Origin of the sequence: Bacillus sp. N447-1, assembly GCF_022701035.1 — a bacterium.
Lineage (GTDB): Bacteria > Bacillota > Bacilli > Bacillales > Bacillaceae_G > Bacillus_A > Bacillus_A cereus.
Genome location: NZ_CP065509.1, coordinates 278,672 through 301,283 on the forward strand (window position 1 = coordinate 278,672; position 22,612 = coordinate 301,283).

Below are 22,612 nucleotides of genomic sequence, written 5' to 3' on the forward strand. Positions count from 1 at the left end.
AAGTAAAAAGAGAAGTAAAAGAGTAATATCTTATAATCCTTAATATTATTATGTAAACAAAAGAGTCTTTATACTAAACTGCTAAATAAACAATATAAAATGAATGTTTATTTAGCAGTTTGAAAAAATATTTAAACAGTTAAAAAAGCGGAATACTTTGCGGAAAGTTAAAGACATTTTTCGCAAAGTATTCCGCTTTTACTTCCATTAATCGGTCAAAGTTGCAACTGAAGTATGCATCTGGCCAATTTTTAATGGATAGGTCAGGAGTATTAACATAGACACCTTTTGTAAATGGAAGCATTGCTAAGCGGAAGTCTTCAACCCATCGAATACTTCCACCAGAACCTTCTGGCTGTTCCCAAGTAGCGAATATTGGCATGTTTGATAGTGCTTTTCGGTAAAAGTAAGCAGTTGCCTCATTTGGCACCTCAACAACAGCACCGCCTAATCTGTGGAAAAATACGGAGGTGGTGGAAAAGGGTAAGTTAAATCGTAATTTCTATTTGATTGCCTTCTGGATCGCCTATTACACTTTCATAATAGCCATCTCCAGTAAAACGTGGTCCATTTAATAAAGGATAACCAGCATCTTTTATCACCTTTGTCAGTTCATTCACACGTTCTTCACTACCGACAGAAAAAGCCATATGAGCATAGCCAGTTATGTTTAAATTAGGCTTATTTTCAATCCCTTTTTTACGCATAAGTTCAAGTCTTGCTCCAGATTCGAACGTAATAAAATAAGATTCAAATTGTTTCGTTTTATTATGATATAAAGAGTTTGCTTTACCATTAAAGTATTTCATATAAAAATCACGCATACATTCTAAGTCATTTACCCAAATTGCAATATGTTCAATTTTCATAGGTTTCACCAATCCTATCTGTATCAATTAGGCTTCCACTGTATTAAATTTGCATTTGCATTGCAACAATTTTGCTTCGCTATTAAAGCTAGTTGTTAATTTTTGATTATGTACGTACATACAATATGTAATTAAGTGAATGACCATCATAGTAATTACAGAAAAGGGTGAATGAAGCATATGAATCAATTTAAGCAAATGATGTACGTTGGTGTCATCATGTCTATTGTACTATCCGTAATGATTTTAGGGTCCTTATATTATAATCCTCGACTTTCGTTAACTGATTATCCGAAAGATATTCAAAAAGTAGTTTTTCCAAAATCGATTCATGAAAAAAGCAAACCATTTATTTTAATATTGTATATAATACTATTCTTTTCGGTACTCCTTTCATTTCTACATATATACTACATAAGCATGAAAAGTTAATGTATATGGATGCCTATTTACACACTTTTGGTATTTTAATGATTTTCAATTTAGTAGATTTACTTATAATTGATTGGCTAATTTTTTGCTGGATTACTCCAAGGTTTGTTGTGATTCCTAGTACGGAAGGTATGAAAGGATATAAAGATTATAAGTTTCATTTAAGAGGGGCTATTGTCGCTACTCAAATTTTAGCAATCGTAAGTTTATTTTTGGCGGGAATTGCCACAACTATTTAGTGTGAAGAAGGGCATGGAGCTTTTATAAAAGATAAGGAGATTTATAATATATAGAATTAGAAATGAGAATTTGATAGTATTGGAGTAAGGAGTTTTAATAACAGTATATTAAACAATATTAATATACTGTTGCAAATGTTTTGATATTATGTAAAATTATACAATTTTACGGAGGCATTTGATAAAATTCAAAAAAATTTAATGGAGGCTAATATGAAAAAAGTAATTGGCGCAGCAACAGCAACTGTTTTTGGATTAGGAGCGTTTACCACAACTGCTACCGCAGAAACAATCGTAACAGCAGATGTACTTAACGTACGTGAAAAACCGACTACAGAATCAAAAGTGGTTGAAAAAGTAAAGAATGGGCAAGAGTTAAAAGTCATAAATACCGAAGATGGCTGGTCAAAAATTGAGTTGAATGGTAAAGAAGTGTTTGTAAGTTCGGAGTTTACAAAAGATGTATATCATGTAACGGCGAATTTGTTAAATGTACGTACTGAAGCAAACACAGATTCAGAAATTCTTGGCAGACTAAAAAAAGATGATGTAATTGAATCAACGCATCAAGTAAAAGACGGATGGCTGCAATTTGAGTATAAAGGAAAAACTGCTTATGCAAACGTTTCTTTCCTATCAAGTACAGCACCAACTGAAAAGAAAACTGAAGAGAAAACGAAGCAAGTAGCGAAAGTACAAAAATCAGTTAAAGAAAAGAAAGAAATAAAGACGCAGAAAGTAGCAAAAGCGAAAGAAACAACGAAAGCACAAGAAATAGTAAAGCCTAAAGAAGAGGCAAAAGTAGTAAAAGTTAAAGAAGAACTGAAAGCGCAAGAAATAGTAAAACCTAAAGAAGAGGCAAAAGTCAAAGAAGAAGTAAAAGTTAAAGAAGAAGAAAAAGCGCAAGAAATAGTAAAGCCTAAAGAAGAGGCAAAAATCAAAGAAGAAGAGAAAGTGCAAGAAATAGCAAAGGCTAAAGAAGAAGAAAAAGCGCAAGAAATAGCAAAAGCTAAAGAAGAAGAGAAAGCAAGAGAAATAGTAAAAGCTAAAGAAGAAGAGAAAGCACAAGAAATAGCAAAAGCTAAAGAAGAAGAGAAAGCGCAAGAAATAGCAAAAGCTAAAGAAGAAGAGAAAGCAAGAGAAATAGCAAAAGCTAAAGAAGAAGAGAAAGCAAGAGAAATAGGAAAAGCTAAAGAAGAAGAGAAAGCAAGAGAAATAGCAAAAGTTAAAGAAGAAGAGAAAGCAAGAGAAATAGCAAAAGCTAAAGAAGAAGAGAAAGCAAGAGAAATAGCAAAGGCTAAAGAGGAAGAGAGAGTAAGAGAAATAGCAAAGGCTAAAGAAGAAGAAAAAGCGCAAGAAATAGCAAAGGCTAAAGAAGAAGAAAAAGTAAGAGAAATAGCAAAAGCTAAAGAAGAAGAGAAAGCGCAAGAAATAGCAAAGGCTAAAGAAGAAGAGAGAGCGAAAGAAGCATCTAAAAACAACATACAGTCTGCTAAACGTGAATTAACGGTAGTAGCGACAGCGTATACTGCTGATCCAAGTGAAAATGGTACATATGGTGGACGCGTTTTAACTGCGATGGGGCATGATTTAACGGCAAATCCGAATATGAGAATTATCGCAGTTGACCCGAAAGTAATCCCATTAGGATCTAAAGTATGGGTAGAAGGCTATGGAGAAGCGATCGCTGGTGATACTGGAAGTGCAATTAAAGGTAATCGTATTGATGTTTTAATGGGTTCAAAAAGTAAAGCTATGAATTGGGGAAGACAAACTGTTAAAGTGAAAATTTTATAATAACAATAATTATCCAAATAGAAGTCAGTTCTCTTTATTGAGGCTGGCTTTTATTTTGTTAGTAGAAGGATAATAGGATTTTTAAAGGGCTTATTACTAAATCTGTAATTAAGTTACCAGCTTCATTACCAAAAACAACGGTAAAGCTTATAAATATGAAAAATGAAGATATACCTACAGATGAAGATAGTTACTGGGAAGCTTTTGACTTGTTCGGTTCTGAATATGTATGTAGATTATTAGACGTACCATTATATGATGATCTTCCAAAGGATTTGGCGTGTCCAACTTGTGCGAAAGAGATGAAATATGTTGCTACAATTACTCAAGATATTGAGGAACGTGGACTTATTTCAGTAGTTGATTTCCAGTTTGGGGAAATGAATATATACTATTATTTATGTATAGATTGTTTAATTATAAAAACTGAAATACAAAATACATAACAAGCCTAACATATTATGTTAGGCTTGTTTTTCGATCGCAACATCATTAAGAATTGCATCAAATATATCTTTTTGCGTAAAGTTATCTGTAAAAATAGTTTCTGTGGCAACCTTAATAGTATCGTGCGGATTATACCATTTTTGTAGGGAATCCTCACCAAATTCATGTCGTTTGTCTCTTGTGTTATGTCGTCTAATAGTTTCCTCTAATGATAAATCAAAGTAATATGCAAATGCATTTTCATCAAAATAACGAATTAATTCTTTTAACATCTCACCATACCTATGACTGTTCAATATACCTTCTAAAATAACAAATTCACATTTTCCTTTTCCGTACTTCGTAATTTCAAATAGTAAATCATGTGATAAATTACCCATTGTGTCGTGTACTCTAAGCATATCTCTACGTACAACATCCTGTGATACTAAAAGTGTTCCTTGTCCGAAATGTTCTTGTAGTTGTTTTGCAATCGTTGTTTTACCACTTGAGGAGTTTCCTCTAAGAATGATTAAAGTGGATGTAAGTATAGGATTAGACATAATGTATTTCCCCCCAACAGCATTAATTATATAGAAAATTTTAACAAATAAAGTGAGGAAAGTGTATAATTAATATGATGGATATTTAAGGAGGGGGTAAGATGGGAGATATATTAAAAAATGCACAACCTATATGGAAACGGACTTGGTTTCGTTATCTAGGCGCATTTTTTATTGTTCAGTTACTGTTTACCCCGCATTAAAGGGCAGTAAGACCCCCACCTCAAAATTCAGCGAAAGCGAAGAAGTTAGGTGGGGGGATCAACTGCCCGTAAAAGCCCGATTGGTTCAACTAATAATCAGTGGGGGATGAACAAAACCCCCACTGATTAAAGTTTCACTTTATTTTGTGTGAAATCACTGCGTGGGCGCCAAACTTTAGGCCAGGCGGAGAGTTTTTTAATAGAATATTAAATTCTCAATTTTTCACTGAATGGTTCACACTCTATACAATCCCGCAATTTAACGTATTTACAGCATTTTTTGTGATTACATTACTACCATATGCATTAGTAGGTGCAATGAAAGATGTAACAGCAAGAAAAAATATAAAGAAATAATAGAGGTATAATATGCTTTTTCAAAAAGAAGGTTTATTGATTAGATACGTAATGGAAGATGATGCATCTATCATTTCTAAATGGTTAACGGACCCAGCAGTCCTGCGGTATTACGAAGGACGAGATAATCCGCAATCTGTAGAAAAGGTGCTTGATCATTTTATACATAGTCCAAACAGTAATGAAAAAAGATGTTTAATAGAATTTGATACCATTCCGATTGGTTACATACAAATGTACCCAGTGGATTCAGAGTGGAAAGCGTTATATGGCTATAAAGAATCGCAAAATGTATGGGGTATGGACCAATTTATCGGTGAACCAGCCTATTGGGGAAAGGGAATTGGAACAAAACTCGTTCAGGCAGCAATTACATATATTATGGGTGAAATGGGAGCAGAAGCAATTGCAATGGATCCGAAAGTAAATAATGAACGAGCAATAAAGTGTTATGAAAAAAGTGGATTTAAAAAAGTAAAGATTTTAAAGGAACATGAGTTGCATGAGGGGAAATTAGAAGATTGTTGGATGATGGAATATAAACAATAATAATGGCTTATACAAATAAAGGGGGATGTGTGAAATGAAAAAAGCATTAATCGTAATTGATGTGCAAGCGGGTATGTATACAGCTGGAATGCCAGTACATAATGGGGGAAAGTTTTTACAAACATTGCAAGAGCTTATTAGGGAATGTCGTTCAAATGATATTCCAGTTATTTATATCCAACATAACGGTCCTAAAGACCATCCGTTAGAAAAAGGTACGGATGGATGGCGAATCCATGCGGCCATCGCTCCGCAAGAAGGAGATAATATAGTTGAAAAGACGACTCCAGATTCATTCCATAATACAAACTTAAGCGAAGTGTTACAAGAGAAAGAAATTGAACACGTTATTCTTTCGGGAATGCAAACAGAGTATTGTGTAGATACGACAACGCGCAGAGCATGTAGTGAAGGGTATAAAGTAACGTTAGTGAGTGATGCGCATAGTACATTTAATACAGAAGTGTTACGTGCTGAAGATATTGTGAAACATCATAACGCAGTATTGGGAGCGTTTGCGGATGTTGTTGCAGTAAAAGACTTAAAAGTGGCTGCCTCTAAATAAGAGGCAGTTTTTTATTAGAAAAAATAGCGTCAAATATTGTTAGTAAGTCGGTATTTTGAAATAATCACTTATATAATTTCACGTACCATAATGAAAAAATACAAAAAAGGAGCACCACATAATTAAAAAGGGCGCTCCTGCATTAAAACGTTACTTTTTCTTATCTTTATCCAATATATTTTGTTCTTCAGCAAACTCTGTACCATATGCAAAGCGGCGATTAATACGAATGTTATCATTGTTGTGCCTTGTATGAGAGTTAGAGAAGCGATGAACGATTACTTCAGATAAAGTGAAGACGATGGCAGAAAGGATACTGCCCCATGCAATTTGCATATAGTTGTCTAATAAAATATTACCGAAAATCCATACGCTTAAATATGTTAATAAGAAATCCGACATAATGGCACCAGTATTGCCAATTCGATTTAAAATAATTTTATCAACGAACATGTAGGATACGATTGTAACAAAGAGACTGAATGAAATAATTTGAACAAACGTTGCAGGGAAAAATAAAGCAAGCCCAATACTAAATGCGATAATGCACGATATAAACTTGATAAGCACTACTGTGAAATCATTCAAAATTTACACCTCCGATTTATACATAGTTTTTCAATAAATTCTGGAGTTCATACATTGTAACGGATTTATTTACATAAAACTTTTTCATGTTCGGAATTTAGTCTAAATATTATAAAAACAATGAAAAAATGTTATAGTAAAATGAGAGTGTATGACATTTTTAGGTAAGGGGGAATCCAAAATGTGGATTACTTCAGAAGTAGAAATTCCAGATGAGTTAATTGATCACCTTGAGCAAGGAAAGTTAGTGTTATTTGTTGGAGCGGGAGTTTCTATGAAAGGGAAATCAAACTTACCGAATTTTGATGATTTAGTTGATGAAATTGCAAAAACGTTATATGTCGAAAAACGTGAAATAACAGAGCCACATGATTATTATCTTGGTAAAATTGCGAAAACAAAAGATGTACATCAAGTCGCAAGAGATCTCGTTCATATAGAGAAATCAAAACCGAATCCATTGCATTATGCAATTCCAAGGTTATTTCCTTTAGATACAGATATCCGCATTGTAACAACAAATTTTGATCAACATTTTACAACTGCAATTAAAGAAATAAATAGAGATATCAATGTTTATTACGCTCCAGCTTTACCGACTGGGAGAGCTTTTAAAGGTCTTGCTTACATACATGGTAATGTAGAACAGGAGAAAGAGGCTTTAATTTTAACAGACGGTGATTTTGGAAGGGCTTACTTAACAGAAGGGTGGGCAAGAAGATTTTTAGTTGATCTATTCTCAAATTACACCGTTTTATTCGTTGGATATAGTCATAATGACCCAGTAATGAAATATTTAGCAACTGGTTTACCACCAAGTACAAGACGATTTGCTTTTGTCGCACAAGGAGAAAATACATACCACTGGGAACATTTAGGGATAAGACCAATTGTGTATCCGAATAAGGTGAATAATCATCAATCCCTTGTAAAAGCGGTAAAACGCTGGGCTGAATTAATGGGTGATAATTATATTACGAAAAGAATGCGTATTCGGGATATTGTAACGGTTCCCCCGTCAGTAGAACAGGAACAATTATCATACATAAAGCAATCAATTAAAAAAATTGAAACAGTACGTTACTTTGTGGAATTTGCTCATGATTATGAATGGGTCGAATGGTTAGAAGCAGAAGGTAAATTACAAAATTTGTTTATGCTTACGCCAAACTATAATGAAGTAGATGAATTACTTGCAGAATGGTTAGTGGAACAATTTCTTTTTAGTCATCAGAAAGAATTATTTCAATTAATTTACAAAAACTATTCTAAAATATCACCGTTATTATGGAGAACAATTTGTAACTACTTAAACGAAACGAGGAGTAAGATGGACCCGTTGTTGTTTGCAAGGTGGACACTCCTTTTATTAGAAACAGCTGAAAAAGATAGTAGCTCTATAGAAAAGATTTCTAAGTTACTGCAAAAATGTTCTTTTCCTGAGCATAAAGAAATTGCCTTATTGTTACTAACTTTTATTTTAGACGGAAAACTGAAGTTGAAACGTGTAAGGAAATGGGGAAATGATACGCAAGAATCAATAGAACTCGAGGAATCGAGTCGCTTACCAGTATCTACATTTTCTCATGTGGAGCAAATTTGGAACGAAAAGATGAGGCCATATATCGCTTATTATGCTGTTCCAATTATGATGATTGGATTAGAAAAATTGAGAATGTTGTCGTTAAGACAAACGGCACTGAAAAAAAGAAATAAGGAAAATGTAGAGAAAGAGTTTCATCAAAATGACCTTGCATTTTTAATACGAATTGTAAAAGAGTGTCTAACTTATTTATGCGAAAACAATGAGAAAAAAGCGGATTATTATATTACAGAAATGATAGAAGCAAATAGTGTACTTCAAAAGCGAATTGCAATTGATGCGATGAATAAAAATATTTTTGTTCGTGTAGATGACAAAATGAAATGGTTGTTACATGAAGGACTTCTTTTAGATTTCACTTATAAACACGAAGTTTTTCAACTTTTAAAAAGGCATTATGCACATTGTTTAGAAAAAACAAAAGAAGAAGTCACTCGAACTGTAATAAAGCATCTTACAGAAGAGAGGGTATTTGATGCATGTCTCGTATTAGACTTATTATTCAAGTGTGATTCGAATAGCCCATCTACGGCAAATGGGTATGAGTTAATGAAGCAAAAGCATCCTCATTTTCATTCTGAACGATACAGTGTACAAAAGAAAGAGGATACAGAGCAAAGCATTACTTGTAATGTAACTGCTGACGGATTATTGCAGCTGAAAGATGTTGAAATTATGAAGCAAGTTCAGCAATTTTCGCAAGATGGTGTTTTTGAACAACGCCATTTTTTAGAGATGTTATCAAAAGCATGTAAATTAAACACAGAGTGGAGTATTTCATTTGCATACCAATTAGTAGGAGTGCAAGAAATAAGTAATGAAGTATGGTTTGTTTGTATTAGAGAATGGCGAAATAATCGGGGATTGACGAATGAGCAAATCCAAAAAATTATTCCGCTATTGCAGAAATTTATTAGAAATACTGCTTTTCATTGGTTAATTAGTAGTTTTCTATATGAAATTAGTAATCGACTAGAAGAGTTAGAAGAGAATAGTATACGTGTTGTAAAACGATTTGCTTTTTCAGTGTTTCCTCAAGTTATGAAGAGTGATACAGACTTTAAGCTTGGGAAACAAGATTTTTACAATGAATCAATTCAGCATCCAGTTGGAAAAATGACAGCTGTATTATTAAAGTTGTTATCATATGATCATTTATACGATCGTAATGTATATGAATATTTATTTTTATTTGAAGAACAAGTAAGAGTTAATTCGGAACGAACAAACTTTATGTTTGCTCGTTTAATAGCAGATATTACATTCCTATATCATATTGAAAAACAGTGGTGCCGAAAATATTTGTTACCATACTTAGATTTAAAAAAACAAAATGAGATTACGGAATATGCATGGGCCGGCTTATGTTACACGCAAATAAATCTACCTTTATTTACAGAAATGAAGCGATTTATTAAGTATGCGATAGAACATTTGGAAGTATTACATCCGCATACGAGAGAAGCTTTCTTGAAATGGCTTAGCTTTGTATTTATTAAATGTGTACTATATTGGGAGCAAAAAACAGATTGGTTATACCCGTTACTCATACTAGAAAATGAAGAAAATAAAATTAAGTTTATGCAGTTTTTATGCTATTACGTCAAAACATTAAGTGTAAAAGAACAACAAAAATTTTGGACAGCTTGGCTCAGTGTATTTTTGCGAGAACGACCAAAAATGGGTGAGATAACTGCAAGAGAATATATAATGCTTTTACGTATTATTTTATACATGGATGAAATATTAGAAAAAGGATTATGTATTATGTCTCGTGCATTTTCAAGTGTACATGGTAAATGTGCAGGTGAGGAAATGAAGCAGTTATTGATTGAAATGCTTCATAAAAAAGAAAGTATGAAAGCGCATAAAGAAATATTTGCAAATGTGTTTTTTATTTTACTACAAACATGTCACGAAGCCGTTTTATTTGAAAAGAAATCATAAAAATAAAAGAATTATTAGTTCAGTATGAAGTAGAGGATATGTTTTACATTTACTAGAAAATGAAATAATTCGCATAGGAATTGTAATGGGTGATTTACAAAAAGAATTATAGGACGAAAGTGGAATTTTAAAAAATATATAAAAAGTTGTTGACAGTGTTTTGAAAAGCGTTCTATAATACGAATCATACTTATTCAATTTCAAAAACATTTGAATAAACAAAGTGCAATGAAGAGATCACAGTAGTGGTTAGTCTTACTGTAACAGAGAGCTGGTGGTTGGTGTGAACCAGTACAGGGATAATCATGAATTACAGTCTTGGAGCATCTTTTTCGTAATAAAGATAGTTTTTCTTTATGAGGAAAAAGCGGTCAATTGATCGTTAACAGTGAAGAGAGGTAGACGGAAAGTTAGTCTACAACTAGGGTGGTACCGCGATAAATATCGTCCCTACTGATTTATTCAGTAGGGACTTTTTGTATTTTAGTGGTCCAACTTGAAAATTAAATAGTCATGCATTGAAAGGAAAAGCAGTAGTTGTTGTTTCCCTGTAACAGAGAGCTGGTGGTTGGTGCGAACCAGTACATAAACAAGAGCGAATTACAGTCCTAGAGCATCTTTTTCGTAGTAAAGATAGTATTGTCTTTATGAAGGGAAAGACGGTCAGATGATCGTTAACAATGAAGAGAGGTAGACGAAAGAAGTCTACAACTAGGGTGGTACCGCGATAAATATCGTCCCTACTGATTGGATCAGTAGGGCTTTTTTGTACAAAAAAGTGGATTTTTAACTAGTAGTTTATGTCTGTGTACGAATTATTAGTTTAAAATAAGAAGAGGTATCGATTCCACTATAAATTTGTATAATTAGTCAGTTCAGAAAATAGAGAATTTTTTATTCTCTTACTATACTTTTAAAACATTAGAGGAGGATTTCCAAATGGCAAATCATGAATTAGATCAATTACGTAAACAGGTAGATGAAATTAATTTACAACTATTACACCTTTTAAACAAACGTGGTGAAATTGTTCAAAAAATTGGAGAGCAAAAGCAAGTACAAGGCACGAAACGCTTTGATCCAGTACGTGAGCGTGAAGTACTTGATATGATCGCAGAGCATAACGAAGGACCATTCGAAACATCAACAGTTCAACATATTTTCAAAACGATTTTCAAAGCAAGCTTAGAGTTACAAGAAGATGATAACCGTAAAGCGTTACTAGTATCACGTAAAAAGAAACAAGAAAATACAATCGTTGATGTAAAAGGTGAATTGATTGGAAACGGAACACAAACGTTCATCATGGGACCTTGTGCAGTAGAAAGTTTAGAACAAGTTCGTCAAGTAGGGCAAGCGATGAAAGACCAAGGCTTAAAATTAATGCGCGGTGGTGCATTCAAACCGAGAACTTCTCCATATGATTTCCAAGGTTTAGGAGTAGAAGGACTTCAAATTTTACGTCAAGTAGCAGACGAGTTTGACTTAGCAATTATTAGTGAAATTTTAAATCCGAACGATGTTGAAATGGCATTAGACTACGTTGATGTAATTCAAGTTGGCGCACGTAACATGCAAAACTTCGATTTATTACGAGCTGTAGGTAAAGTTAACAAACCAGTATTATTAAAACGTGGATTAGCAGCAACAATTGATGAGTTCATTAACGCAGCGGAATACATTATTGCGCAAGGTAACGATCAAATTATTCTTTGTGAGCGCGGTATCCGCACATACGAAAGAGCAACACGTAACACATTAGACATTTCTGCAGTACCAATTTTAAAGAAAGAAACACATTTACCAGTTATCGTTGATGTAACACATTCAACTGGACGCAGAGATTTATTATTACCAACAGCGAAAGCGGCACTTGCAATTGGCGCAGATGCAGTAATGGCTGAAGTTCATCCAGATCCAGCAGTTGCATTATCAGATTCTGCACAACAAATGGACATTCCAGAATTCCATAGATTCATGGATGAGTTAAAAGGTTTCAAAAATAAATTATCTTAATTCCATATCATATATGCGTTGAAGAGGAAACAGTAGTGCTTATCTCACTGTTAAAGAGAGCTGATGGTCGGTGTGAATCAGTACAAAGGTAAGCATGAATTACAGCCTTGGAGCATCTTTCCCGACAACTTTTGGAGGGGAAGACGGTCAAACGATCGTTAAAGAAGAAGAGAGGTAGACGAAAGAAGTCTACAACTAGGGTGGTACCGCGATAAACATCGTCCCTACTGAGCGCTCAGTAGGGACTTTTTTGTACAAAAAAATAGTAAAGGGGCAAGAGAAATGAGATACATTACAGCTGGAGAATCACATGGACCGCAGTTAACAGTTATTTTAGAAGGTGTACCAGCAGGTTTGACACTTACGGCGGAACATATTAATAAAGAATTATTAAGAAGACAAAAAGGTCATGGACGCGGAAGACGTATGCAAATTGAAACAGATACAGTTGAAATTGTAAGTGGTGTTCGTCACGGGATGACACTTGGATCACCGATTACGTTAATTGTAAAAAATGATGATTTCAAACATTGGACGAAAGTAATGGGTGCAGAGCCAATTTCGGAAAAAGAAAGTAAAGACATGAAACGTACAATTACAAAACCACGTCCCGGACATGCAGATTTAAATGGAGCAATTAAATATGGTCATCGTGATATAAGAAACGTATTAGAGCGGTCATCTGCAAGAGAAACGACAGTTCGTGTAGCTGCTGGTGCAGTTGCAAAACAAATTTTAAGCGAATTAGGCGTGGAAATTGCAGGACATGTTCTTGAAATTGGTGGAGTAAAAGCAAAACATATTTCAAACTTATCAATTGAAGAAATTCAAACAATTACTGAAAACTCACCAGTTCGATGTTTAGATAAAGAAGTAGAGCAAGAAATGATGAATGCGATTGACAACGCAAAAAGTAGTGGAGATTCAATCGGTGGTATTGTGGAAGTCATTGCAGAAGGTATGCCGATTGGCGTCGGTAGTTACGTCCATTACGATCGTAAATTAGATGCAAAACTTGCTGGTGCAATTATGAGTATAAATGCATTTAAAGGTGCTGAAATCGGCGTAGGTTTTGAAGCGGCACGACAACCAGGAAGCAAAGTGCATGATGAAATTCTGTGGGATGAAGAAAAAGGATACACGAGAAGAACGAATAATGCCGGCGGTTTAGAAGGCGGTATGACAACAGGTATGCCAATTATCGTAAGAGGCGTGATGAAGCCAATTCCTACTTTATACAAACCGTTAGCAAGCGTTGATATTGATACGAAAGAAGCATTCCAAGCGAGTATTGAAAGATCTGATAGTTGCGCAGTACCAGCGGCGGGTGTAGTAGCTGAATCTGTTGTGGCATGGGAACTTGCAGATGCACTAGTCGAACAATTCGGAAAAGATCGTATGGAATTATTAAAACAAAACATTATGCAACACAATAACTACGCAAAAGAATTTTAATAAAAAGGTGGGTTTAACGTGCAAGTAAAAGATCAACTATCATCATTACAACCATATAAACCAGGTAAATCACCAGAACAAATGAAAGAAGTGTACGGAGATCATTCGTTTGTGAAATTAGCATCGAATGAAAATCCATTCGGCTGTTCGTCACGTGTTTTAGATGAGTTGCAAAAATCGTGGTTGGAACATGCTTTATATCCTGACGGAGGTGCTACAACGCTCCGTCAAACAATCGCAGATAAGTTACATGTGAAAATGGAACAAGTACTTTGTGGTAGTGGTTTAGATGAAATCATTCAAATAATAAGCCGCGCCGTATTACGAGCGGGAGATAACATTGTAACAGCAGGTGCAACATTCCCACAGTATCGTCATCATGCCATTATAGAAGGTTGCGAAGTGAAGGAAATTGCGTTAAATAACGGTGTATACGACTTAGAAGAAATTTCTTCAGTAGTAGATAACGATACAAAAATTGTATGGATTTGTAACCCGAACAATCCAACAGGCACATATGTGAATGACCGAAAATTGACTCAATTCATTGAAGGTATTAGTGAAAATACGTTAATTGTCATTGATGAAGCGTACTATGAATACGTAACAGCAAAAGATTTCCCAGAGACATTACCGCTTTTAGAAAAACATAAAAATATTCTTGTACTTAGAACATTTTCTAAAGCGTACGGATTAGCTTCTTTCCGCGTTGGATATGCGGTTGGACAGGAAGAGTTAATCGAAAAATTAAATGTCGTTCGTTTGCCATTTAACGTATCTTCATTAGCGCAAAAAGCAGCGACGATTGCTTTTGGTGATGACGAGTTTATTGAAGAAATAGTTCGTGTGAATACAGAAGGATTACAACAATACGAGAGCTTTTGTAGGGAAAATGATATTCCATTTTATCCATCGCAAACAAATTTCATCTTCTTGCCAGTTGAGAATGCTGGAGAGATTTATGAAGCTTGTGCACACGCAGGATTTATTATTCGTCCGTTCCCGAATGGTATCCGTATTACAGTCGGAACAAGGGAGCAAAATGAAGGGGTGATTTCAGTGTTACAACAACACTTTGAAAATAAAAAAAGAAAGTCTCGAGATGAGGAAAATGCGTAAAAAGGTAGTATTAATTGGAACTGGTTTAATCGGAGGCTCTCTCGCATTAGCAATTAAGAAAGAGCACGATGTAACGATAACAGGTTATGATATATTTCAAGAACAAGTAGAGCGTGCAAAAGAATTACACGTAGTAGATGAAATAGCAGTTGATTTACAGCTTGCATGTGAAAAGGCACATTTAATTGTTTTTGCTTCTCCAGTTGAAGAAACGAAGAAGCTATTACACAAACTTGCGTCATTCCGTTTACGAGAAGATGTTATAGTGACTGATGTTGGTAGTACAAAAGGCACGATTATGAATGAAGCAGAAACTTTATTTTCAAAGGAAGTATCTTTCATTGGTGGACATCCAATGGCAGGTTCTCATAAAACGGGAGTTGAAAGTGCAAAAGCGCATTTATTTGAAAATGCATTTTACATTTTAACACCGATGCATCATGTGCCAAATGAACAAGTGGAAGAGTTAAAAGATTGGTTAAAAGGAACAGGGTCACATTTCCTTGTTTTAAATACAGAAGAACATGATTATGTAACAGGGATCGTTAGTCATTTCCCGCACCTTATCGCTGCAGGTTTAGTGAAGCAAGTAGAGAAACATGCAGGAGATAATCCGCTCATTCATCAGCTAGCTGCTGGAGGGTTTAAAGACATTACACGTATCGCATCTAGTAGTCCGAAAATGTGGAGTGATATTGTAAAGCAAAATCGTGAGCATTTAATGGTATTATTAAAAGAGTGGATCTCTGAAATGGAAGATTTATATAAAACAGTTTCTACCGGAGATGCAGGCGAGATTCAAAACTATTTTGCAGATGCGAAAGAATACCGTGATTCTTTACCAGTAAGAAAGAGAGGGGCAATTCCTGCCTATCACGACTTATACGTCGATGTATTAGATAAGGTGGGGGCATTGGCTCATATTACGAGTATTTTGGCGCGCGAGGAAATTAGTATTACGAACTTGCAAATATTAGAAGCGCGTGAAGGACTGCTTGGGGTATTACGTATTAGCTTCCAAAGGGAAGAAGATCGTATGAAAGCAAAACTAGCGCTTGGAGAAGAAGAATACCAAACTTATGAAACAATTTAAATGAGAAGGTGAAAAACGTGAAAGAAAGAACAATACAACCTGTTAATAACGGATTGAATGGCAATATTACAATCCCAGGTGATAAATCCATTTCACACCGTGCTGTTATGTTCGGTTCTATTGCAGAAGGGAAAACAACAATTAAAGGTTTCTTGCCCGGTGCAGACTGTTTAAGTACGATTTCATGTTTTAAAGAAATGGGAGTAGAAATTACGCAAAACGGTGATGAGGTTACTGTAGTTGGTAAAGGATTAGAAGGTTTACAAGAACCGAAAGCTGTATTAGATGTTGGTAATTCTGGTACAACAATCCGATTAATGTCAGGTATATTAGCTAACACACCATTTTTCTCTTGCGTACAAGGTGATGAATCTATCGCAAAAAGACCGATGAAGCGTGTAACAAACCCATTAAAACAAATGGGCGCAAACATAGACGGCCGAGAAGAAGGAACATTTACACCGTTAACAATACGTGGCGGAGATTTAAAAGCAATTGAATATATTTCTCCTGTTGCAAGTGCACAAGTAAAGTCAGCTATTTTACTTGCAGGTCTTCGTGCAGAAGGTGTAACAGCTGTTACAGAACCACATATTTCACGCGACCATACGGAAAGAATGCTCGAAGCATTTGGTGTTAAAGTAACTCGCGAAGGGAAAACAGTGAAGCTGTCAGGTGGACAAAAATTAACAGCAACAGACATTCAAGTGCCCGGTGACGTATCATCAGCAGCATTTTTCTTAGTAGCAGGTGCAATCATCCCAAATAGTAAACTAGTATTACAAAATGTAGGAATGAATCCAACCCGTACAGGTATTATTGATGTTTTAGAAAAAATGGGTGCTACGTTCACTGTAGACCTAATTAACGAAGGGGCATCAGAACCAGCTGCAAATATTACAATCGAAACATCTTCATTAAAAGGAATTGAAATTGGCGGAGATATTATCCCTAGATTAATCGATGAGATTCCTGTAATCGCATTAGCGGCAACGCAAGCAGAAGGAATTACAGTAATTAAAGATGCACACGAATTAAAAGTAAAAGAAACAAACCGTATTGATACAGTCGTTGCTGAGTTAACGAAACTAGGAGCTCGAATAGAAGCAACTGATGACGGTATGATCATTTACGGAAAATCAGCTCTAAAAGGCAATACAGTAAATAGTTATGGTGATCACCGTATTGGAATGATGCTTGCAATTGCTGGCTGCCTAGCAGAAGGAAAAACAATTATTGAAGATGCAGAAGCAGTAGGTGTATCATATCCTACATTCTTCGAAGAACTTCAAAAGTTAGCTAAATAAAAAGGGTGAAAAGCAGATACGTGATGTATCTGCTTTTTTGTTAAAACGTCCTTGTAATTTCACTTACCGAACTATAATAGTGAGAATTATGATACAATTCAAAAAGGGAATGGAGGAGAATTATATGAATGTCATACAATTAAAAGAAGATAAATTCAGAGAAGCATTACGTTTATCAGAATACGCTTTTCAATATAAAGTAGATGAGGAACGATTACAGCAGCAACTTACAAAAATGAAGGAAAGTCATGAAATATACGGCATTATGGAAGGGAAAGACTTAGCTGCAAAACTACACCTCATCCCGTTTCATATTTACATAGGTAAAGAAAAATTTAAAATGGGTGGCGTTGCAGGAGTAGCGACGTATCCAGAGTACAGAAGAAGTGGGTATGTAAAAGAGCTACTTCAACATTCACTTCAAACAATGAAAAAAGATGGCTTTACAGTCTCTATGTTACACCCATTTGCTGTTACATTTTACCGTAAATACGGCTGGGAACTTTGTGCGAATCTTCTCGTATGTCATTTGACAAAGAGTGATTTAGTTATGAAAAAACAAGTGAATGGTACTGTGAAACGTTTCAATAAAGAAAATCACCCAGAAGAGGTCGAGAAGCTTTATGAAACATTTGCAGAACGTTTTTCTGGTATGCTAGTTCGCAATGAAAAATGGTGGTTACAAGCTGTTTATGAGGATTTAACATTAGCAATTTATTACGATGAAAATAAAACTGCAGCCGGCTATATGTTATATAAAATAGAAAACTATAAAATGACAGTAGATGAATTTGTTCCACTGCATAATGAAGCACGAAATGGTCTATGGAATTTTATTTGCCAGCATGATTCTATGATTAAAGAGCTTGAAATGACAGTAAGTGAAAACGAACAGTTGTTATATACATTGCAAGAACCACGTGTGAAAACAGAAATAAAACCATATTTTATGGGAAGAATTGTAGATGTAGAGCAGTTCTTAAAACAGTATGAGTTAAACTGGAACAATGTACAACAAGAAGTCATTTTACATATTACAGATTCATTTGCACCGTGGAATAATGTATCGGTGAGACTTGCAAATTATGAAATAGCAATTATAGAAGAACCAATGGATAAAGGGATCAACCTAGATATAAATGCACTATCTACAATACTGCTTGGATACAAACGCCCATTAGAACTAAATGAATTAGAATTAATTAGCGGAAGCGAAGAGGAAATACGGGCATTTGAGAATGTAGTACCAGTGCGCAAGTCGTTTATTTATGATTTCTTTTAATTTGCATATAAGATGGAGTTGTTTCGAACAAAATTTTGGGATAGCTCCATCTCATTGTATTAATTTTTGTCGGTAAGTTGATATATCCTGAAAATCGCTGATATAATTTTATTCACATACAAGAGAATAGAATCGCAACTATACGTTGTCACGCACTTGACTTTTATTCCCTGTAATTTATAATTAAAAACGGAATGAATTTTCATTCCTGAAAATAGAGGTGGAAAAAATGGCTAAAAACAAACAAGAGGATATTTTTGATGCTGCGATGCAACTTTTTGCAGAGCGTGGTTACGATGGTACGACAATTCCAATGATCGCTGAAAAAGCAAATGTCGGTGCGGGTACTATTTATCGCTATTTTGAAAATAAAGAGGCGCTTGTTAACTCATTATTTTCAAAAAGTATGTTACAGCTTTCTGAAATGATAAAAACGGATTTTCCTGTTGAAGCAAATATTCGTGAACAGTTTAGTCATACGTATAACCGTTTATTTGAATTTGCGAGAAACAATGTGGATGCTTTTTTATTTACAAATTCTCACTGTGATAGTTATTTTCTTGATGAGCAGAGTAAGAAAATATTTGACGATTTTATAGGCTTCTTTATGAATATTATTGAAGATGGAATCGCAAAAGGTTTGCTTCGTCCATTGCCTCCAGTTGCTTTAATTATTATTGTATATCAACCGTTAGAAAAATTAACGAAAGTAATTGCAACAGGGCAATTAGAATACTCGAAAGAGTTAGTAAAAGAATTGGAAGAAAGCTCTTGGAACGCTATTAGAATCATTTGATTCTATAGCTTTATAAGGACAGGAATGAATATTCATTCCTAAATAGAATTAAAAAATGAGAGTAGGAGAGGGTATTTGTGCAACTAAAGGAATGAATATTCATTCCGGAAAGACTAGTTTAATAGAGTTTACAAATAATGTAATAGAATAATAGGAATGAATATTCATTCCGTAACAAACGTAAATTTTAATCGCGGGAGATGATGCAAATGAGCAAGCTGAAAAATTGGAGAAGTTTATCTTTTCTATTATGGATAGTTATTACCATTACAATGATCGTAACGATGCCTAATATGGATAAATTAGTGAAAGAAAAAGGGCACATTACGATTCCTAATACAGAACAAAGTAGTATTGCTGACAAAATGATAAAAGAAATGGATAAAGACGGGACAGAAAAGTATGACATTATAGTTGTTTTTAATAGTGACAGTAAAACAGCTTTAACGACTGAGCAAAAAGAGGAAATAATAAAAACAATCAACGCTTTGCAAAATGAAAAAGAACAATTAGGAATTAAAGAAGTTGTTTCACATTTAGATAATAAAGAATTAGAGAAACAATTAGTTTCTAAAGATAATACGACTATTTTAACGCAAATATCGATAGATAAAAAGTATGGTGAAATATCGAAAGTTACAAATAACCTTCATAATAAAGTGAAAACGAAAGGGGTAACAACGTACTTAACAGGAAGTGATTTAATAGCAGGAGATTTCCTTACATCTTCTCAAGAGGGAGTGAAAAAGACTGAAGTTATTTCAATCATTTTCATTCTTGTAATATTAATCATTGTATTCCGTTCACCTATTGTTCCAATTGTTTCTCTTCTTACTGTTGGGGTATCATATTTAGTTTCAATGGGGATTATTGCTCATTTAGTAGATCAATTTAATTTTCCATTTTCTAACTTTACACAAGTGTTTGTCGTTGTTGTCCTGTTTGGGGTTGGAACAGACTATAACATTTTATTATTTACGAGATTTAAAGAAGAATTAAGTAAACAAGAAAACGCATTTTTGGCTACGAAAGAAACATTTAAATCGGCAGGAAAAACCGTTTTATATAGCGGGATAGCAGTACTAATTGGTTTTGCATCTCTTGCTTTAGCGAGTTTTAAACTATATCAATCTACTTCAGCGGTAGCAATTGGTGTCGCAGTTTTATTACTAGTATTAACTACGTTAAATCCGTTTTTTATGGTGCTTTTAGGAAAAGGGATGTTTTATCCCGTTAAAACATTTAAAGGTCATGAAGACAGTCGTCTATGGGGATTCTTTGCGAAAAACTCAGTAGTGAGACCATTTGTAGCTTTAATTATTGTATTCGTGATATCAATTCCTTTCATATTAAAGTATTCTAATACACTTAATTACAACGATTTATTTGAAGTAGACAATAAATATGAGTCGAAAATGGGGATTAACGTAATAGAAGAACATTTTCCACCTGGTTTTTCTTCACCAAGTACGTTAGTCATTCAATCGAATAACAAGTTAGATGAGGCGAGTTCGCTTCAAGCTTTAGATGAACTAACTGATAAGATTTTGAAAGTAAAAGGTGTTTCAGAAGTATATTCACCGACACGTCCAACTGGTGATAGGATTAAAGAACTATATATAAATAAACAAGCGGGTGAACTAAATACAGGTTTAGGAGATGCCAATGGTGGTATAAAGGAAATTAATGATGGATTAACTACTGCGAAAGATAAGATGGGTAATAAGGACTCAAATAGTCTTGCGAACGTTCAAAAGTTAATTGATGGAACAAATGAAGCGAAAAGTGGTGTATCAGCATTAGGAACAGCTTTAAATCAACTATCCAATGGCATAAATGACGGAGCACAAGGTGCGCGGCAAATTGAGAGTGGGTTAACTTCAGTAAATGAAAATATAAGTGTATTATCTCAAGCAACTTCACAACTTCATGCTGGCTATACACAGTTAGAAAAAGGTTTAAGTTCTTACGATCAATACTTCGGAAGTATTTCTCAAGCGATTGACGGTGCGAAGAAAGGTTATGAACAAATTGAAATGTTAATGACCAATTTCATTCAAACGAAACCAGAATTAGCAAATGATCCTAACATTCTGCAGACGATAGGAATTGCTAAAGAGGCTCAAAAGCAATTAGGTGGGCTTTCAAATGAATTAAATAAATTGAAAGCGCAGCATAATGCGGCGATGGGATCATTTAAAGAAGCGAATCAATCGTTATTGAAAGTGGATAATGGCTTAAAAGAAATGAACAATGGAGTTACTAAGTTACAAAAAGGAGCAGCTGATCTTAAAAATGGATTAAATGAAGGTGCTTCAGGTTCAAAACAAATTGCGAACAAGTCATCTGAGTTACAAACCGGATTAACGAAAATAAACGATGGGCAAGGTCAGCTATTAACCGGACTGAAAGACTTGCAAGAACAGATGGGTCAATTACAATCCGGACTAACTAAAAGTACAGAAGGCCTTGAAAAGGTAAGTAATGGCCTAGGGGATGCTCAGAAATATTTAGGAGAACTGAACGAATCAAAAAGCTCTGAGAAATTCTATATTCCAAAAGAAGTTTTGGAGGGAGAAGATTTCCAAAAAGCTTTGAATACGTACATGTCACATGATAGAAAGACTGCTAAAATGACAATCATTTTAGACGTAAATCCGTATTCAAAAGAAGCGATGCCAATTATTCAAGAAATCAATAACACAATAGATGGTACTTTGAAGGGGTCGGAATTAAATCATGCGAAAACAGCAATCGGAGGAACGACAGCTAGAAACGTTGATTTAAAAGAAGTAACTGGGCAAGATTTCTTACGTACAGCTACAATTATGTTAATTGGAATCGCGATTGTATTAATTGTGATTACACGTTCATTATTAAACACCATCTTTATTATTGGATCGTTACTATTAGCTTACTTTGCATCATTAGGGATAAGTGAACAAATTAGTACGCATATTTTACATGTAGATTCATTAAGCTGGAATGTTCCATTCTTTAGTTTCATAATGATTGTCGCTTTAGGAGTGGATTATAGTATTTTTGTAATGATGAGATACAATGAGTTAGAAGGGGACCCAGCGACGAAAATTGTAACTGCTTCTCGTCATATCGGAGGAGTCGTATTATCAGCGGCACTTATTTTAGGTGGTACATTTGCTGCATTAATCCCTTCAGGTGTATTAACGCTTATACAAGTAGCATCCGTAGTTGGCGTTGCACTTCTTCTATTAGCTTTAATTGTGATGCCGATATTATTACCGGCGTTAATAGGGTTAACGAGTAAAATGAAGAGTTACAAAGAGAAAATAATAAATACGAAATAAGAAGAGACTGTAGGGAATGATTTCTCTACAGTTTTTTCGGTATATAATATTTCAGATGAAAATGAATCCGATATATGACA

The 22,612-nt window shown here is 34.6% G+C and carries 16 protein-coding genes, 4 pseudogenes and 3 other annotated features; of the genes and pseudogenes, 16 read left to right on the plus strand and 4 right to left on the minus strand.

What is annotated here, in order from left to right:
* Positions 1-139: 139 nt before the first annotated feature.
* Positions 140-430 carry a BBE domain-containing protein gene (locus IQ781_RS01305; protein WP_002183659.1) on the minus strand — a complete coding sequence of 97 codons (291 nt, stop codon included), beginning with the start codon at positions 428-430 and terminating at the stop codon, positions 140-142.
* A 58-nt stretch (positions 431-488) separates the two neighbouring features.
* Complete coding sequence (locus IQ781_RS01310; protein WP_000687534.1) at positions 489-869, minus strand: VOC family protein; 381 nt, start codon at positions 867-869, stop codon at positions 489-491.
* A gap of 180 nt (positions 870-1,049) precedes the next feature.
* Between IQ781_RS01310 and IQ781_RS01315 the strand changes: the two are divergent.
* The 3 genes and pseudogenes from IQ781_RS01315 to IQ781_RS01330 all read left to right on the plus strand — a co-directional run.
* A pseudogene (locus IQ781_RS01315) lies at positions 1,050-1,540 on the plus strand (nitroreductase).
* Positions 1,541-1,753: 213 nt separating this feature from the next.
* Positions 1,754-3,337, plus strand: a complete 1,584-nt coding sequence (gene entB / locus IQ781_RS28135; RefSeq protein WP_282093700.1) for a cell wall-binding protein EntB — start codon at positions 1,754-1,756, stop codon at positions 3,335-3,337.
* Between the two features lie 110 nt (positions 3,338-3,447).
* Positions 3,448-3,783 (plus strand): annotated as a pseudogene (locus tag IQ781_RS01330) (hypothetical protein); the annotation flags it as partial.
* A gap of 18 nt (positions 3,784-3,801) precedes the next feature.
* Here IQ781_RS01330 and IQ781_RS01335 read toward each other — a convergent pair.
* Entirely contained in the window at positions 3,802-4,326 is a 525-nt protein-coding gene (locus IQ781_RS01335; RefSeq protein ID WP_000070150.1) for a kinase, read from the minus strand.
* Positions 4,327-4,427: 101 nt separating this feature from the next.
* Between IQ781_RS01335 and IQ781_RS01340 the strand changes: the two genes are divergently transcribed.
* The 4 genes and pseudogenes from IQ781_RS01340 to IQ781_RS01355 all read left to right on the plus strand — a co-directional run bounded on the left by IQ781_RS01340 (position 4,428) and on the right by IQ781_RS01355 (position 6,000).
* Entirely contained in the window at positions 4,428-4,529 is a 102-nt protein-coding gene (locus tag IQ781_RS01340; RefSeq protein ID WP_000502345.1) for a YfzA family protein, read from the plus strand.
* 138 nt (positions 4,530-4,667) lie between these two features.
* Positions 4,668-4,886, plus strand: a pseudogene (locus IQ781_RS01345) (YfzA family protein); the annotation flags it as partial.
* A 12-nt stretch (positions 4,887-4,898) separates the two neighbouring features.
* A complete protein-coding gene (locus IQ781_RS01350; protein WP_000898772.1) occupies positions 4,899-5,435 on the plus strand; it encodes a GNAT family N-acetyltransferase in 537 nt (178 codons plus the stop codon).
* Positions 5,436-5,469: 34 nt separating this feature from the next.
* The gene (locus IQ781_RS01355) at positions 5,470-6,000 is read left to right on the plus strand and encodes a cysteine hydrolase family protein (RefSeq protein ID WP_000709538.1); all 531 of its coding nucleotides are present in this window, start codon (positions 5,470-5,472) and stop codon (positions 5,998-6,000) included.
* Between the two features lie 150 nt (positions 6,001-6,150).
* On the opposite strand, the gene IQ781_RS01360 is transcribed toward IQ781_RS01355, so the two are convergent.
* Positions 6,151-6,588 carry a YndM family protein gene (locus IQ781_RS01360; RefSeq protein WP_000997702.1) on the minus strand — a complete coding sequence of 146 codons (438 nt, stop codon included), beginning with the start codon at positions 6,586-6,588 and terminating at the stop codon, positions 6,151-6,153.
* A 181-nt stretch (positions 6,589-6,769) separates the two neighbouring features.
* On the opposite strand from IQ781_RS01360, the pseudogene IQ781_RS01365 reads away from it, so the two are divergent.
* The 9 genes and pseudogenes from IQ781_RS01365 to IQ781_RS01405 all read left to right on the plus strand — a co-directional run bounded on the left by IQ781_RS01365 (position 6,770) and on the right by IQ781_RS01405 (position 22,532).
* Positions 6,770-10,250, plus strand: a pseudogene (locus IQ781_RS01365) (DUF4020 domain-containing protein).
* Between the two features lie 107 nt (positions 10,251-10,357).
* Positions 10,358-10,593 (plus strand) — a binding site (T-box leader).
* Positions 10,594-10,647: 54 nt separating this feature from the next.
* Positions 10,648-10,883: a binding site (T-box leader), on the plus strand.
* A gap of 194 nt (positions 10,884-11,077) precedes the next feature.
* Complete coding sequence (locus IQ781_RS01370) at positions 11,078-12,154, plus strand: bifunctional 3-deoxy-7-phosphoheptulonate synthase/chorismate mutase (RefSeq protein WP_001273575.1); 1,077 nt, start codon at positions 11,078-11,080, stop codon at positions 12,152-12,154.
* 9 nt (positions 12,155-12,163) lie between these two features.
* Positions 12,164-12,383 (plus strand) — a binding site (T-box leader).
* Positions 12,384-12,436: 53 nt separating this feature from the next.
* Complete coding sequence (aroC, locus tag IQ781_RS01375) at positions 12,437-13,609, plus strand: chorismate synthase (protein WP_001269425.1); 1,173 nt, start codon at positions 12,437-12,439, stop codon at positions 13,607-13,609.
* A gap of 18 nt (positions 13,610-13,627) precedes the next feature.
* A complete protein-coding gene (gene hisC / locus IQ781_RS01380; RefSeq protein WP_001197280.1) occupies positions 13,628-14,728 on the plus strand; it encodes a histidinol-phosphate transaminase in 1,101 nt (366 codons plus the stop codon).
* On the plus strand, positions 14,721-15,821 hold the full coding sequence (gene tyrA, locus IQ781_RS01385) for a prephenate dehydrogenase (protein ID WP_088054272.1): 1,101 nt from the start codon (positions 14,721-14,723) through the stop codon (positions 15,819-15,821). Before hisC ends, tyrA begins: the two co-directional genes overlap by 8 nt.
* 17 nt (positions 15,822-15,838) lie before the next feature.
* The gene (aroA, locus tag IQ781_RS01390; protein WP_000664631.1) at positions 15,839-17,128 is read left to right on the plus strand and encodes a 3-phosphoshikimate 1-carboxyvinyltransferase; all 1,290 of its coding nucleotides are present in this window, start codon (positions 15,839-15,841) and stop codon (positions 17,126-17,128) included.
* A 124-nt stretch (positions 17,129-17,252) separates the two neighbouring features.
* On the plus strand, positions 17,253-18,410 hold the full coding sequence (locus IQ781_RS01395; protein ID WP_139846745.1) for a GNAT family N-acetyltransferase: 1,158 nt from the start codon (positions 17,253-17,255) through the stop codon (positions 18,408-18,410).
* Positions 18,411-18,639: 229 nt separating this feature from the next.
* Positions 18,640-19,206 carry a TetR/AcrR family transcriptional regulator gene (locus tag IQ781_RS01400; protein ID WP_001107309.1) on the plus strand — a complete coding sequence of 189 codons (567 nt, stop codon included), beginning with the start codon at positions 18,640-18,642 and terminating at the stop codon, positions 19,204-19,206.
* 209 nt (positions 19,207-19,415) lie between these two features.
* Entirely contained in the window at positions 19,416-22,532 is a 3,117-nt protein-coding gene (locus tag IQ781_RS01405; protein ID WP_139846746.1) for an MMPL family transporter, read from the plus strand.
* The last annotated feature ends 80 nt before the right edge of the window (positions 22,533-22,612 follow it).